Source organism: Rathayibacter sp. AY1B7, from assembly GCF_002932735.1.
Taxonomy (GTDB): Bacteria; Actinomycetota; Actinomycetes; order Actinomycetales; family Microbacteriaceae; genus Rathayibacter.
Window position 1 is genome coordinate 26503 of record NZ_PSWK01000004.1, and the last position, 14832, is coordinate 41334.

Consider the following 14832-nt stretch of genomic DNA (forward strand, 5'->3'; position numbering starts at 1 on the left):
CGCATCGACGGAAAGATGTGCACAGGACGGGGCCTCCCGACGTCCGGGATCGACATACTCCGGCGGTGAGCAAAGAGCCCACCGGGAACGGAGTCGAAATGAGCAGCACCTACCGTGTCGAGGTGAGCATCGGAGCGGACGGCACCATCGCAGTCGTACCGACGGAATGGACGGACGGCGGGTCGCTCGACTCGGTCGCACTCCCCGCGGACGGCGCGGAGCTCACGATCAATATCGTGGGCGAGCGCGGTGCAATCCGAGCCGAGATCGACGACCCTGCCCTGGCATCGTGGTGGCTGGCCGGACTCTACGGCCGCGCGGTGGCCCGTGCCGTGGCCTCACGGAGTGCCGGGCTGGTCGAGGCTCGCGAGGAGCTCGTCATTGACCCGACCATCGGATACTTACCCGATGGGGCGGTATCCCTAGCGGATGTCGTCCGCCGATTCGCTCTCGGCGCATGGCTGCGTCGAAACTGGCCGGGCCCGGTGCACGAGGGCTCGGCCGAGGGCACCATCGACATCGAGGCGATACGGCCATGGCTGCTCGACATCGAACTCGGTGTGCTCGCCTTCGAGGCCGAGGCGGTGCTCGGCACGACAGACGTGGCCGCATCCTTCCTCTCGCCGCGGGTGGCCGAGTTCGACGCCCACCTCGCGGAGTATGTCGTGAAACAGTCGGATCGGCAGCCGCCGGGTGGGATAGGTGCCCTGCTCCGGTCGGCCGCGTCGGCCGCGCTGGAGAGCTTGCCGACGGACTCGGCGCACTACGACGGAATCGCGGATTCGCTGGAACGCCTCCAAGAGATGGACTCTGAAGTCCAACATTCTGCCGATGCTCTCGCGCGTACGGACGACGCGTCGTGGTTCGAGATCCAGTTCGGAGCGCCGCCGGCCCGCGCAGCGGTTCGCCCGCGACATCGCTCGCCCGCGTTGTTCGCCGGCGTGTCGGATCGCACCGCCGTACTCGGTGAGCGCCTTCTCGCGTCGCGGTCGACTGATGTGGATTGGCGTGCCGTTCATCCGCGGCAGTTGAGCAGCGCAGCCGGGGCGATTCGGTGGTTCTTGCGCGCAGGCGATGACGGCGACGAGGTCGTGGTCCGGGTGCGCGCCGCCGAGCCGGGTGTTCGTGAGCCCGCCGAGCCGGGCGAACTCGTCGCTCAGATCGATGCGGCGGGAACCGCCTTCGCCGTACCGCTCACCCTCGATGCCGAGGGGCTCTACTTCGTCGGCTCGGGTCCGGTCGAAGGCGGGGTCGAACTCGCCGCCGTCTCGGTTCACGTCCGATCCGACGTCTTCACCCGTGGCGACGGCATCTCACCGGACGAGGCGCGGGCCTTTCGAGCAACCATCCTGCGGCGCATCCTTGATCGACTCGCCACCGTCGCGGGTCCGCCCGATGACGGATGGCGGCGGCCGTTCGCCTTCGAGCGCGCTATAGAGAATCAGAACGACAGCGAGGACCGGCGGTGAGTTCGCTCCAACCTCCTGAGTCTCTCGGCGAGGCCGACTTCGACAGCGAGAACCTCTTTAAGCCGTTTACGGTGGTGCCGCCGAGAGAGCCGGACGCCGAGGAGACGTTGGCGAGGCTCGAACGAGAAGTCGAGATCCACGCGCTGTTCGGCTTCCACGCCGGGGACCCGACTTCCCATTCCGAACGCCTGCATCTGATCCTCCAGGCTGTGCTGGAGTGGTTCGCTCGCGCGGCCGATGTCCGGGTCACCGATCTGCGCAGCTACGGTAAGTCGGCGGACTACGGAGTACGCGCTTTCTACGTGGCAGTGTCAAGCGGTGAAGGGCTGCGAGGCGGCGCTGAACCGTTCGCGCGCTGGACCGGCAGAAGGAAGCTTCTCGAGAGCGGGGCAGACGCGGCCGAGAAGGTGCGCCTAGACCTCCCCAGCGTGGACGGCTTCTTCGTCGAGTATCCCGTCTCGAAGCACCGCGTCCGCGTTGTGCACCTCTCTGTCGATGAGGGTCGGAACCTCGCCGAGAACAAATTGATCGCGGTGCTCGGTGAGCGCTTGACCACGCACCCGGTCCCCTCGGCCGTGCTACTCGGTACAGCCGATCACAGCGTCTTCGAGGCCATGACCGGTTGGTGCAGGGAGGCGACGGCGCCAGCGTTCTGGTTCGTGCTTCCGACGGACGCGGACCTGATGGAGATCCCGGCATCCGCTCGAGCATTCCTTCCGGCCGGACGAGTCGAGCTGATCGACGACATCTACCGTTGGCACGTTCGACGAAATCGCGGTGGGACGGTCGGAGAGATCGTGTCCCGACGGCGGAGAGAGGCGCGCCAGGCGGCCGAGAGGAACCCTGAGGCCGTCCTCACACCACGCAACCCTTCCGAAAGATCGGCTGAGGCGATCGTGACGGCTCGTGAGCGCGCCGAGCTGTCTCCGGTGATCGAGACCCTGCTGGCCATTGACTGGCTCGCGACACGGTCACCGCTCGGATCGACTCAGTGGGTCGTGGCCGTCGGCGGTGCCGACATTGCGCGACGCGCAATCGCTCACCTGAGTAGCTTCGCATCCGCCGCCGATCTCGAGCGTCTGACTGAGGGAACGGCCGATCTACGGGTGGCGCGACTCCTCATTAGCGAGGCCCTGTTCGCCGACGCGGTTCACGGACGAGGTCGCGCCCATGCGCTGGCGTTACGGCGGCTCGTCGGACGCTGGGGCGGCGCCGAGGACCTGATCGCCGCCGCCGCGGGCGTCGTCGACGTGGCGATGCGCAAGTCGACGCTCTGACGCGCAAGCGCCGCGGGAACGTGTTCGGCGCGATCACAGTGGTGACCATGCCGAGCACGTTCAACACTGCGGCTAACCGCCGTTACGCCCGCGCACGCTCTTCTTGCCAGACTGGCTGACTGCAGCGCCGTTGTGCGGGTTGCTCGCGCCGAACTTCGAACTGCCGCGTTCCGCCTGAGCCTTCTTGCGCGCGAGGGCTTGCTCGCGCGCCTGCTGGCTCTTGTTGCCGAACGTCGGCGTCTCCCTCTTCTTCGCCATGCTTCACCTCATCCCGGATCTCATCGATCGTGGATGCGGGCGGGACGCTGACGCCCCGCCCGCCCGCTCGCTACCGCTTCCCCGCACGAGGTGTTGGCATGCGAACTGGCGTGGCGGGGTGACTGGAGAGGCGCCGCAGTCGAGGCCAATTTGGCTGTTGAAGCCATGGCGGGTGAACACGCCATTGAGGGCTATCGCGCATTCTGGCTTCTTCTTGCTGCATATTTCTACAACTGCGCGGGCCGTAGCTACGGTCTGGACTCAGACTTTTCAATTTCGGATTCCCTTGCAGCGGGAGCCGTTTCAGCTGCGCAACCCGCAACGTGGATTCGTGAAGTTCTTCCCTTCCCAGGCCGCGCCGTCCTGGACCGGCCGACATGGGATAAGGCAGCGATATCTCGACTCGTCGACGATCTCAAGTCTATCAACGTGCAGGCACATGATAGGCGGGCGGAGGAGATGAGAAAAGGACTGCAATTCACGGCTCCAGGCCTTTATGAGCCAGCACTCTCAATTCTTGGGCGCCTTTTAGGCGCTGAGTCCTACAAGCCGCCTGACGATGGTCAATGTGACTCCGCTTGGTGTTGGGAGGACGCGCTGTGGTTAACAGTCGAGGCGAAGTCTGACGAAAGTTCTTCCGGCCTAGTGCCGCTACAAGACGTTCGGCAAACGAACAGTCAACTCGCTCTCCTCAGCTCAAATCGGTCTGAGTCGATTCCTCCTCAGTCAGCCAGCACCATAATGACTCCAAGGCAGGCTTTCGCCCCTGAAGCGGTAACGGCGTCAAATCCTAACGTGTTTTATATAATGCCTCGGGACATCTTGACCCTTGCGGATGATGCGACAAAACTTTGGGACGCGCTCATTGTTTTGCGTCATAGCGACGACGTCGAAGCGAACCGCTTAGCGGTAGAATCAATCCTTTCCGACATGCGCTTGTTCCCGTCTGATGTGTTGGAGCGGCTCACAACACGGCCAGTTGGCGACGTCAGTTGATGAGCCTGATTTTGAGACTTGAAGCACCAATCGAACGTTGGGTAGCCGATCCTCAGAGAGGACCGCCAGCCCCGCTCAGCGGCGGCGTATTTGCGGCCGCGGACTCCGAATGCTTCTGCCGCTACCGGCGGGTTGCGGCTTGTCCGCGTGCAGTCGTTCCGAAAAGCCCGAGAGATTCATGGCGTCGGGAGCCTCCTGCCTCAGGAGTTCCTTCACGGCTCCGAGCTGCAGGAAGGTGATGTGCAGCTCATCGACATTGCGCACGCGACGTCGGCGGGCAATGGACCAAAGCACCTTGATTTCTCGCAGGATGAGCGCCACCCACCCCACGTTGGTGTCGGGCTGTACGAATTGAAGAGTCCGCCGCCAGTGCTTGTCGTTCGGTGGGCCTGCAGTTTCGAGGAAGTTGAGTGTTGGGCCGGTTCGCTCCAACGCTGGCGCGTCGCCTGGCGGTTTCAGGCTGAATCCGACCTCCTGAGAGCCGAGCGCGAGCCCGTGCTTGGCGGCGTTATAGATGTTCGATTGGTTCAGGAAGACGTCCGCGCAGTGATGCACGAGAAGGACGAGGGCGTCGCGGTGGTCTATCCATCGTTCTTCTGTCTCATCTACGAAGATTGAGCGGTCGGGCGAGCCGGTGAAGACGGTCAGGAGGTCCGCCATCGTCTCTTCCCGCTCGAGATCCCGGCGCAGCTTGCGGACTGCTTCTTTGAACTCGCGAGCGTTGGTGAACTCCGACAGCGCAACCCAGGGGCACGGGTTCGAGCGCGCATGAGCAAGGTAGAGCCGCAACAGCGCCTCGCTCGCGTGGTGCAGGAGCACGGTGGATTCGATCGCCGCGTATTCGCTGCGCTCCTGCCGACTGAGCCCCTCAACTTCAGCCGTGATGGAGCCAAATCGAATGGATTTCGGTGATTGAGCCTGGTCGTCTTCCTCACCTACCATGAGAAGCAGGGCTGTCAACCGCGAGTCGAGATAGCGGTGTGGCGCCATCTCATAGAACTGCTCGTTCAGGCCCGGGAACTCGTTATCGCTGACAGATGCATTAGAAGGCATGATCTATTCTCCTTCTGCTGGCACGTAGACACGCTCAGGTCGCGGTGGGAGGGTGAGAACATGTCGAAGCCTCGCACCAAGCTCGCGCGCACGGCGCTGATTTCCAACGGCATGGTGTGGTTCGGCCTGTCGTTGATGCTCTTCGCGATCGCCGGCGAGCAGACCTACGCGGCCTTCACGGGTGAGTGGTTCAACGTCCTCGGTTGGGCGCTGATCCTCTCCGTTGCCGTGGGCCTGGCGGTCGTGGGTGTGATCGAGAATCGGAACATTCGGGCGGGGAAGACGTACAAGCCGCGTCCCCGCCGCTGAACACGACTCGAGCGCGGGTGGCCGTTCCACGCGCGTGACCGGGGGGGGTCGAGGGGGCTCTCCCCGTCGTGCAGAGCGCGAGCGTGTGGAGCATGAGCACGGTGGAGCCGATGGGCTGTCCGAAGTCGGTGTAGTCCTGGGTCGCGCGGCGGTTGCTGATGAGGTCGAGGGCGACCAACTCCTCCTCGGACTCGTCGGTCATCGGGTCGGGGTCGTCGTCCCACGCTCGGAGTACGGTCCCGGCGGCGTCGAGGACTCGCTAGAGTCCCCCGACTCCGGCGACGGGGTCGGTCGTCTCATACTTGAACACGAGGGCGGTCGCGGTGGGCCAGCCGTGCGCGGCCGCGGCGACGATGAGCGCTCGCGCGGCGGCGGCGGTCGCGGCTTGGTCGCCGGAGGCGGCGGCGGCGTCGACGGCGGCTTGCGCGTCGCGCAGCGCCGGGGTGTGTCCCCACACGTCGACGTCGACGGTGGGAGTCGTGGTGGTGGTCATGGTGGGCCTTTCTGCTGAGTCGAGGCGGGAGGGCGGGGACCGGCGGCTGCCGGTCCCCGCGGAGCGGGCTAGCTGAGGCCCGCGGCGTCGGCGGCGGTGGTGTCGCCGGTGACGACCTGCTCGACCGGGGAGAGCGCGTAGCCCCAGGCCGCGAGCTGGCGGAAGTGAGCGGCGGCGCGCTCGTCGCCGCGGCGCCACGACTCCTTGCTCGTGTTTGCCTCCTCGCCTCCGAGAACGACGGCCAGCGCGACGAGGCGGGCCTTCGCGGGGTTCGCCTCGATGAGTGCGGCGAGAGCGTCGGCGTGGTAGCCGGAGGGCTGCGTGATCCCGAGGAGGGTGTGCGCGAGGGCGTTGCCGCCGCTCATTCCGGAGGACACCGAGAAGCGGTGCACGGTGAGGCCCAGCGCGATCACGCGGTCCGCGTCCTTCGGGAGGGTCTTGCGGGAGAGGAACGAGGCGATCCACTCGCGGGGGACCGTCTCTGCCGCTTTCCACACTTTGTTGCAGGAGATGAGTATGCGACGCTCGGCCTCCTGCTCGTCGAGCATGGGGCCTGCAGGTAGTCCTTCCCTCCTTGCGGAAGCCCGCGGCTTGCTGGTCAGTGAAGTACTAGCTGGCATCGGCGCTCTTGCCGGTGAACACAACCCGTACATCTGCGGCGCGTCCCTCGACGTTCTCGATGTCGGCGGCGTCTACCCGGGAGCCGTCCTCCTTGCGGAGGTCGCGGATGCTGGTGTGGCTGGTGTCGGCGTAGTAGACCTCGCTGTCGAGGATCGCGAATCCGCGTGCGGTCAGCTCGGCCTTCGCAGCGGCCTTGGCCTGTGCGCAAGCTCACTCGTCGCGGGCGCGCTGCGCGGAGCGTTGTGGTCCGCGGACGCTAGATCGGGGCATTGATCGTTCTCGCTAGTCCGCTGGACGATCCGGACCGCAGTCGTCTCGTCGCTCTCCGCGATCTGGACAGGGATGGTGGCGGGTCCGGCCTCGCGGGTCGCTAGCGAACGGCGCTGGCGGGCGCTACTTTCGAAGCCACGAGCGTTGACCGTATCCAGCCGAACCGCCTCCACATAGGCGGCAGAAATGATTCCGCGACTAGGCGAAGAGACGCAGGGCGACTCGATCCGATGACTCTGCTGATCCCGATGACCGAGGTCGGCGTCGCGGTCGGAGACTGGTTGACCTCTGGGCCGAGCTTCGCTCCGATCGTCCTGGCGGTGCGAGCCGTCGCCTCGGTCGTCACCCTCCGCCGGCACGACGCGACGTCGTACCTCTCCGCCGCGGTGGCGAAGAACCTGATCGAGGCGCCGGAGAGCCGGGCGGTGACGGTCGGGCTGCGGGACTGACCGCGTCACAGCGACTCCGGTCGTGTCTCCGCCGACCGCGGGCGCGGCCAGTGATCTGCCACCCCCGCTTCGGTACCGTCTCCCCCATGCCCGACCCCACTCCCGACGCCCCCGAGGTCGCCGCCGAGCACCTCCGCGCGGAGCTGCAGCTGCGGCGCTTCGGGCGGCTCCGCCTCACCATCGACATGGCGCTCGGCAGCGGGATCCTCGCGCCCTACGACCTCGTCGTCGTCCGCCTCGACACCGGCGCCGAGATCATCCGCGTGAAGGCCGACCTCACCGATCCCCACTACCTCCTCGGGCAGGTCGAGCTCGACCTCGAGACGAAGACGGTCGCCGAGTTCCTCGAGGAGTGGCGCCCCGCCTGACCGGGTCGGCACAGCCGCGATCCCGGTGACGGGGACAGCACGGCGCCGAGGCGACCGGAGCAGGACGGCGGAGGACCGTACGCCCTCGCCTCACAGATCCGCAGGAACCCTGTCCCGCTCCTCACCGGCGACCACCACCGGCACCCACGCGCCGCGCGCCGGCCGCCCCGCCCACCAGACGTACACCCCGGCGGCGACCACGGCGCCTCCGGCCGCGATCGCCCACCACGGGAACCCGGCGACGTCGGGCGACTCCCCCGCCGCGTCCACGTCCGACTGCGGCGTCGGGATCACCCGCTCGCCGGTGACGAGGATGCGGTGGGTGTTGATCCCGAGCGGGGTGCAGGTGACGAGGGTCAGGAGGTCCCGGCCGGGCTGCACGAGGAGGCTCTGCGTGTCCTCCGGCTCGACGACCAGTGTCTCGCGCACGCGGTAGGTGACCACCTCGCCGTAGACGTCGATGGTGAAGGTGTCGCCGACGTCGACGCGGTCGAGGTGGGTGAAGAGCTCGGCCGAGGCGAGGCCGCGGTGGCCGGTGAGCACCGAGTGGGTGGAGGGGCCGCCGACCGGCAGGGCGGTGCCCTGGAGGTGGCCGACGCCGCGCTCGAGGACGGCGTCGCTCGTGCCGTGGAAGATCGGCAGGTCCACGTCGATGGCGGGGATCCGGATCCGGGCCATCAGACCCTCGGCGTCGCCGCGCAGGAGGGAGGAGTAGCGCTCGCGGTCGGCGACCTGCTCGTCGTCGGCGAGGGGGAGGCGCTCGTTCGCGGCGACGGCCGCGCCGCCTCCGCTGAGGCTCTGGTTGTAGGCGCGGGCCTCGACGAGGTTCTGCCGGAGGGTCTCGGCGCCGAGGTCGGTGATGTCCTGGGTGAGGGAGTCGATCTCGCGCGCCTGCTCGACGGCGCTGAGCCAGCTGGCGGCGACGGGGTACAGCAGCAGCGCCACTCCCGAGAGGCTGATGAGCGCGATGACCAGCGGGGCGATCGGCAGCCGCCACCGCGGCCGGCGGTGGAGCAGCCTCCTGCTGGGGAACGGGTCGGAGACAGAGGAATGCGGGGCACCCGACGGGTGCCCCGCATTCGACTTCGTCATGGTGCGACGTTACTCCGCGGTCTGAGCAGCCAGCGCGGTGCGGCGGCGCGAGGCGATCAGGCCCGAACCGATCGCGAGGGCGAGGAGCGCGCCTCCACCGAGGGTGAACCACTGCGCGCCGCCACCGGTGAGGGGCAGGGCGAACGCCGGCACCTGGGTGTGGAGGAACTCGACGTAGTTCTGGATCGGCGCGGTGGCCGAGCTCGGTCCGGCGACGACCTGCGTCAGCACCTGGGCCGGGGTGGGCAGACGGAATCCGGCGGGCGGGGTCAGCTCGCGGACGTAGTAGTTGCCCGGCGTGATGATCGGGATCTCGACGATCCCGTTCGCTCCGGTGGTCCAGTTCTGGTTGCCGTTGATGAACACCGGGTTCTGGCCGAGATTGGCGTCGTTCTCGGTGAGGAACACCTGGTAGACCGCGCCCGCGAGCGGCACGCGGTTGGCGCCGTTGTTCTGGTAGGCGTACACGGTCAGCTGACCGATCGGGGTGCTGCCGGTGACTGTCTCCGTGGCCCCGTTCACGACGCTCGTCGCCGAGTTGGTGATGATGCCGTTGGCCGGGATGGCGGTGGCGCGGGTGAGCACCGTGAGGGTGACGACGCCGCCCTGCAGGCCCTGGAGCTTGGTGAGGCCGGACTGCAAGAAGTTCAGCGTCACGTTCCGGGTCGCGGCGTCGTAGCCGAGCGTGTAGTCGGTGTTCGCGATGAACGCCGGTGCGGGCGCGGTGCCCGCGGCGCTGGTCACCGTGATGCCGGTGGGGGCGACGCCGGCCGGGCCGGTCGGCAGGTAGGTCAGCTCGGCGGGGAGCGTGTCGGTGAGGGTGAACGTGTCGAGCGTGTCACCGGCGGCGAGCACCGGGACGTCCGAGGCGATGGCCCAGCGGATGAGGTCGGGGTTGCGCGCCTCGACCGAGTTCGCCGCCGCGGGGACGCGCGTCTTGGTGAGCTCCGTGACCGCGTTCTTGGGGTAGACGTGGACGTCGTAGATCCACTGGTTCGCCGGCGCACCGGTCGGGCCCGTCGGGAACGGCAGGGTGACGAGGAACGGCGCCGCGCCGTTGGTCGCTCCGGCGGGGAGCTGGGTCTCGGTCACGAGGTAGAGGCCGAGCGGCATGCTCGCGCCGTTGTTGAACACGGCCTCGCCGTCCGTGCCGCTGGTGGCGGTGAAGGTGTCGGCGGCGGTGACACGGGTCGCGGCGGTGCCCGGGGTCAGGTTCGCGACCTGGTTCCAGCCGTCGGGCGTGGTGAGGTCGACGCCCTGGACGCGCGCGGCGGTGAACACGGCGCCGGGCAGCGCATCGCCGGGGACCGTGATCTCCTGGCCGGTGCCGATCGCCTGGCCGTTGTTGGAGCCCAGCGCGAGCTTGTGCACGGTGAGGGTGCGGCTGATGGTCGGGTCGATGTTGCCGGGCAGCGTGACCGCTGACGCCGGCGCGACGGCGGTGAAGACCGCCGCAGCGCTCAGCGCGAGGACGCCGGCTGCGGCGGCGAGCCGCCTGGTGAGTGAGCGGGACATGTGATCTCTCCTACTGAGGTCGTGAGTGCTGGTGTCGTGGAGTCGAAGGTGTGCGGGAAGGGGTCTGCGGGAGAGCGCCGGGGCTCTCGGTCGGGGCGTCACCGGGAGGGGCCTCGCAGCCTCCGGCGCCGCTCCCAGAGGAGGAGGCCGAGTGCGAGAGTGAGCACCGACCCCCCGCCCAGGAGGAACGCGTCGGTGCTGGCGCCACCGGTCAGCGGCAGGCGTGTGGGGTCCACGGGGGCGTTGACGAAGCGGTAGACCGCCGTCTGACCGGCCGTGGGGGCCGTGATCGTCCGCGAGGCGACCGGGGACCACGTCGTCCCGGTCAGGCGCTCGAGACGCAGTTCCTGGTAGGCGAGGCGACGGGTCGGATCCGTCGCCGCCTCGGACAGCGTGTAGCCGTGACCCGGTCGCACCTCGAAGGTGCTCGCCGGGTTGCCCGCGGCGGCGTACTCCACGCCGACCCGGGTCTCCGTCGGGAGCGTCGCTCCGGCCAGTACGGCGGGCGTCGCGGTGACGCGCCAGTCGGCCGCCTGGAAACCGGTCTGGGGGCGCAGGACCTGCTTGACCAGGGTGATCGTCGCGCTGGCGTTGTCCACGGTGCAGGTGACGGCGGCGCCGTTCGTCGGGGTCACGTCTCCGGCCGCGCTCACGGTGAGGGCGGCGCCGGTGTCGGTGCGGCACTGCCAGGGTGCGGTCTGCACGTAGGTCGCGGAACCGCCGGTCTCGGCGAGCCGGTAGGCGGCACCCGGGGTGACGGGGATCGCCGACACGCCAGCGGAGCCCGCGCGGCCGGTCGGGCCGGGCAGGGCGCCGGTCGGGCCGGTGGCGCTGAGCGTGAAGTCGCTGGGCAGCGCGCTGCCGGAGCTCACCGTCTTCACCAGCGTGAGGGATGCCGTGGGCCGGTTCACGATCGAGCACTCGACGACCGCCGCGGAGGCGATGCCGGTGAGGCTCGCGCTGATGACGGTCCCGGACTGCGAGAACGTGGTCGCCCGGGCGGTGCCGTTGACCGTGCAGGCGCCGCTGACGAACGCGAAGCCTGTCTGCTGCACCTCCGAGACGGTGAGCGTCGCCCGCGACGCCTCCGTGCCGAACAGGACGGTCCAGGCGGCCTGGCCCGCGGCGTCCGTCTGCTGGCGGGGCGACTGCTCCGGCAGCAGGGCGACGGTGCCCGCGGTGGCCGTCGCCGTCGTGCCCACGGTCCAGTCCGCGCCGGGGCGGGTCGTGCCGGAGGCGTCCCGGATCGTCTTGGTGATGCGCACCGTCGAGGCGGGGCGCGGGGAGTTGAAGAAGGTGCAGGTGACGTTGACGCCGAGCCGGTTCGGGAGGGTGACCGTCCCGGTCGGGTTCGAGCCCGTGCTCACCCGCACGCCGTCCGCGTAGCACTCGTAGATGCTCGTGTAGGCGGTGATCGGGGAGGCGGAGCCCGCGGCCATCGCCTCCGAGACCGTCACCGTGCTGTTGATCGGAGTGGGGAAGGGGCCGATCTGCGCGGTCTGGCGGCCGGTGGTGGCGCCGGTGGTGGTGGCCGTGGCGAACGGCGACGCCGGGGAGCCGGCGGCGGCCGTGAGCTGGAACTGGTCCGCCGCGGCCAGGCGGCCCACCACGCTCTTCTGCACGGTGATCGTGGCCGGCGAGGAGCAGCCGGAGAGGTCGACGGCGTTGACGCTCACGCGCGGCGTGCCGCTGACGCGGGTCCACGTGGTGGCGTCGAACTCGTAGGCGCTGCCGGGAATCGCCGGGGCGCCGTTCGCGGCGGCGACGTCGCCGTTGGCGAGGTAGACGGTTCCGCGCGGCGAGAAGGCGATGCCGTTGATGTTGGCGAAGGCGGCGTCGGTCCCCGTCACGGCCTTCGCGATCGAGGTGTTCACCGGGAGGGTGCCGCCGGTCGCCGCGGCCAGGGCGTCGGCCGGCACGGTGAAGATCGCGGCGCTGCTCGCGTTGTTGACCGAGCCCGCGCCGACGACGTAGAGGTTGCCGCGAGCGTCGAACGCCATGTCGCCGTTGCCGTTGGGGGTTCCGGAGGTGGGGAAGGAGCCGACGAGGGCGAACCGGGTGGCGACGGGGTTGGCCTCGGTGAAGCTCCAGATGTAGAACTGGCCGCTCGCGAAGCTGCCGAACAGGTACCGGCCCGTCCGGAGGTCGACCGCGCCGGCGACGATGCTGCCGGCCACCTGCGCTCCGCCGGCCACGGTCGTGTACGCGCTGTTCGCGATCCTCTGGAAGCCGGCGTCCGGCGTCCACTTGAGGACGGCGTCGACGTCCGTCGCGTCGGACGAGCGGTCCAGCGCGTAGGCGAAGGCACCGTTCGCGCCGACGCCGAGCGCGTTCGCCTCGGCGGTCCCCGACCAGCTGCCGATCGAGGTCAGGGATCCCGTGACGATGTCGGCCTGCTGCAGGGCGCCGGCCGCCGTGAGGGAGTAGAAGCGGCCTGTGTCGCAGAACAGGCGGGGCGTCTGCACCGTGTTCGTGAAGGTGCAGAGCACCTCCGCTCCCGCCTCGCTGGGGATCGTGATCGACCCGGCGGCGGAGGCTCCGGAGGCGATGACCGTGCCGCCGCGCGAGCACTCGTAGCTGTTGGAGTACCCCAGGCCCGCGCCCGCGGTCTGCGCCTCGGCGATCGTGTACGTCGCTCCGGACTGCACGGTGAGGCGGCTGATCTGCGCGGCCTGGATCCCGGTGGCGGTGCCCGTGGTGGTCGCCGACGCGAGGACGGTCGTGCCGCTGCGCACCGAGAGCGTGAACTGGTCGCCCGTGGCGCTGCGCACGGGCAGGTTCTTCCGGACGGTGAGGGTCGTCGCGGCCTGGACCGTCACCGACGTGGGGGCGGAGGCGATGAGGCCGGTGGGAGTCGTGGTCCCGGTGCTGTACGTCCCGGCGGCGGCGGCCACCACGTCCACGGAGACCGTGCAGGAGGTCGCGCCCGCGGCGAGGTCGCCGCCGACGGTCGAGACGGAAGAGGATCCGGCGGCCGCTGTGACGGCGAACGCCGTTCCGGTGACGTCGGTGCAGGACCCGCCGACGGCAGGCGTCGGGGCCACGACGAGGCCGGCCGGGAGCGCGGTCGAGAAGCGCCAGTCGGCCTTCGCGAGGAGGTCGCTGGTGTTGGTGACCGTGTAGGTCAGCGTGGTCGGCACCGTCGCGGTCGGCACGGCCTGCGTGAAGGCCGCATCGAGAGCGGGGGTGACGTCGAGCACGCGGAGGTCGTCGACGGCGAAGGCGCTTCCCGTGCCGGTGACCGTGTTCACGAGCTGCACCTGGGCTGCGGCGATCTGCGCCGGAGTGAGGAGCGCGGTGCTCGTGCCGGTGTAGGCGACGGCGCGGGCGGAGGCGGGGAGCGCGGGATCGACGAGCGCGCCGAGGCCGCCGACCAGCGGGAGGGTCGGGGACGTGTAGAACACGCTGCCGGTCGCGGCGCAGGGCACGACCGGTGCGGCGAATCCGGTGAGGACGGTGGACCCGCCCGAGATCAGGTTGAGGGAGAGGGACGCGTTGTTCGTCCCGCACTGCCCGCCGGCGGCGTTCATGCCGACGGCGTAGTAGCGGGCGGCGGGAGCGGAGACGCCGATCCCCGCGGCGCTCTGGGCGACGGTCGTGCCGCCGGTGATGGTGGCGTACGGGTACTCGACCAGGGCGTGGTTCGCCTGCGTGCCGGTGTTCGAGCCGTTGGCCGGTGCGGTGCTGGAGGTGGACCCCGGCACTCCGGCCGCCACCTGGCCGAGGACGTCCGCCATGCGGCGGGTCTCGCGTGCGGCCGACGATCCCGTGCCGACGGTGAGGAGGGGCCGGGTCGGGCAGAAGGCGGCGTTGGGGTAGGGCGCCGTGTAGTTGACCAGGACGCCGGTGCAGTTCGTGGCGGTCGACCAGCCGGTGGCTGCCGTGTAGCGGCCGTTCGCGTAGGCGGTGAGCGCGCTCGGTGCGGTCGTCAGACCCTGCTCGAAGGTCTCCGTCCACACCTGTCGCGGGGCCTCGGCGACGCCGGCGGCGAGTGTGGAGAAGCCTCCCGCTGCTCGCGCCGTCGCGGGTGGTCCGCGGTCCGACTCCTGATCGTCGTCCGAGGCCGCCGGAGGAGCGGGCGCCGACCCGGCCGGCGCCGGCTCGACGGGCTGCTCCGTCTCTGCGGCGCCGCGGGGCGCTGCGGGATCGGGCTCGTCCTGAGCGGGCTCCTCCGCCGTGGCACTCGGCGACTCCGCGGCCTCGGCGGGTGCGGGCGGGGCGGACGTCGACGGGGCGGACGCTGACGGAGTGGGTGCCGACGGAGCGGGTGCCGGATCGGCCTCGGGGGCTGTCGGCGGTGTCGGTGCGACCGGCGTCGGGAGAAGGGCGGGGGCGTCGCCGGCGACCGGATCCGCCTGGTTCGCGGCCTGAGCGGGAGACGAGGCGGAGACGTCGCCGAGCCCCCACGAGCCGACGAGGAGAGCGCCGATCGTCGCGAAGACGACGGCCCGCATTCCGAGGCGCGACGGCGCTCGGTGCCGTGAGTGGCGGCGCCGCCGGGTCGTGAAAGCCATGGTTCTGCTTCTCAGTCGTGTTGTCGATCGTGGAGATGAGCGAAACGTCGACACGACGAACGACACGGATGTCGCAGCGAGTGCGGAGGCCCCAGACTCCGGAGGGGAGCACGCATTCCCCGCGGGCTTCCGAAGATGAACGTATAGG

Annotated in this window: 12 protein-coding genes; 5 read left to right on the forward strand and 7 right to left on the reverse strand. The window is 69.5% G+C overall.

All coding sequences use genetic code 11. The features are described 5' to 3' along the window. The first annotated feature begins 98 nt into the window (after positions 1 to 98). Both C5C95_RS03415 and C5C95_RS03420 read left to right on the forward strand, forming a co-directional pair. Positions 99 to 1469, forward strand: coding sequence for a hypothetical protein (locus tag C5C95_RS03415; RefSeq protein WP_104323808.1), 1371 nt, complete (start codon positions 99 to 101; stop codon positions 1467 to 1469). Then, complete coding sequence (locus C5C95_RS03420) at positions 1466 to 2746, forward strand: hypothetical protein (protein ID WP_104323809.1); 1281 nt, start codon at positions 1466 to 1468, stop codon at positions 2744 to 2746. The genes C5C95_RS03415 and C5C95_RS03420 overlap by 4 nt, the downstream gene beginning before the upstream one ends. A 72-nt stretch (positions 2747 to 2818) precedes the next feature. Here the strand turns inward: C5C95_RS03420 and C5C95_RS17085 are convergent, their stop codons facing one another. Together C5C95_RS17085 and C5C95_RS03425 are read right to left on the reverse strand one after the other, a co-directional pair. Continuing rightward, positions 2819 to 3004: a hypothetical protein gene (locus C5C95_RS17085; protein WP_146083048.1), complete on the reverse strand. Its 186-nt coding sequence runs from the start codon at positions 3002 to 3004 to the stop codon at positions 2819 to 2821. 1071 nt (positions 3005 to 4075) lie between these two features. After that, on the reverse strand, positions 4076 to 5053 hold the full coding sequence (locus tag C5C95_RS03425) for a hypothetical protein (RefSeq protein ID WP_104323810.1): 978 nt from the start codon (positions 5051 to 5053) through the stop codon (positions 4076 to 4078). 60 nt (positions 5054 to 5113) lie between these two features. Here C5C95_RS03425 and C5C95_RS03430 point away from each other — a divergent pair, with 60 nt between their 5' ends. Further along, positions 5114 to 5362, forward strand: coding sequence for a hypothetical protein (locus tag C5C95_RS03430; protein WP_104323811.1), 249 nt, complete (start codon positions 5114 to 5116; stop codon positions 5360 to 5362). A 259-nt stretch (positions 5363 to 5621) separates the two neighbouring features. Here C5C95_RS03430 and C5C95_RS03435 read toward each other — a convergent pair whose 3' ends face one another. Together C5C95_RS03435 and C5C95_RS03440 are read right to left on the reverse strand one after the other, a co-directional pair. Continuing rightward, the gene (locus C5C95_RS03435) at positions 5622 to 5855 is read right to left on the reverse strand and encodes a hypothetical protein (protein WP_104323812.1); all 234 of its coding nucleotides are present in this window, start codon (positions 5853 to 5855) and stop codon (positions 5622 to 5624) included. A 68-nt stretch (positions 5856 to 5923) separates the two neighbouring features. Then, positions 5924 to 6403: a hypothetical protein gene (locus C5C95_RS03440; RefSeq protein ID WP_104323813.1), complete on the reverse strand. Its 480-nt coding sequence runs from the start codon at positions 6401 to 6403 to the stop codon at positions 5924 to 5926. A 573-nt stretch (positions 6404 to 6976) separates the two neighbouring features. Between C5C95_RS03440 and C5C95_RS03445 the strand changes: the two genes are divergently transcribed. Further along, positions 6977 to 7195: a hypothetical protein gene (locus tag C5C95_RS03445; RefSeq protein ID WP_104323814.1), complete on the forward strand. Its 219-nt coding sequence runs from the start codon at positions 6977 to 6979 to the stop codon at positions 7193 to 7195. Between the two features lie 86 nt (positions 7196 to 7281). After that, positions 7282 to 7563: a hypothetical protein gene (locus tag C5C95_RS03450; protein WP_104323815.1), complete on the forward strand. Its 282-nt coding sequence runs from the start codon at positions 7282 to 7284 to the stop codon at positions 7561 to 7563. 90 nt (positions 7564 to 7653) lie between these two features. Here the strand turns inward: C5C95_RS03450 and C5C95_RS03455 are convergent, their stop codons facing one another. The 3 genes from C5C95_RS03455 to C5C95_RS03465 form a co-directional block, all read right to left on the reverse strand. Next, positions 7654 to 8655, reverse strand: a complete 1002-nt coding sequence (locus C5C95_RS03455) for a class C sortase (protein WP_219814739.1) — start codon at positions 8653 to 8655, stop codon at positions 7654 to 7656. 9 nt (positions 8656 to 8664) lie between these two features. Continuing rightward, entirely contained in the window at positions 8665 to 10170 is a 1506-nt protein-coding gene (locus C5C95_RS03460; protein WP_104288025.1) for a SpaH/EbpB family LPXTG-anchored major pilin, read from the reverse strand. Between the two features lie 98 nt (positions 10171 to 10268). Further along, entirely contained in the window at positions 10269 to 14684 is a 4416-nt protein-coding gene (locus C5C95_RS03465; protein WP_146087043.1) for an LPXTG cell wall anchor domain-containing protein, read from the reverse strand. Positions 14685 to 14832: the final 148 nt, after the last annotated feature.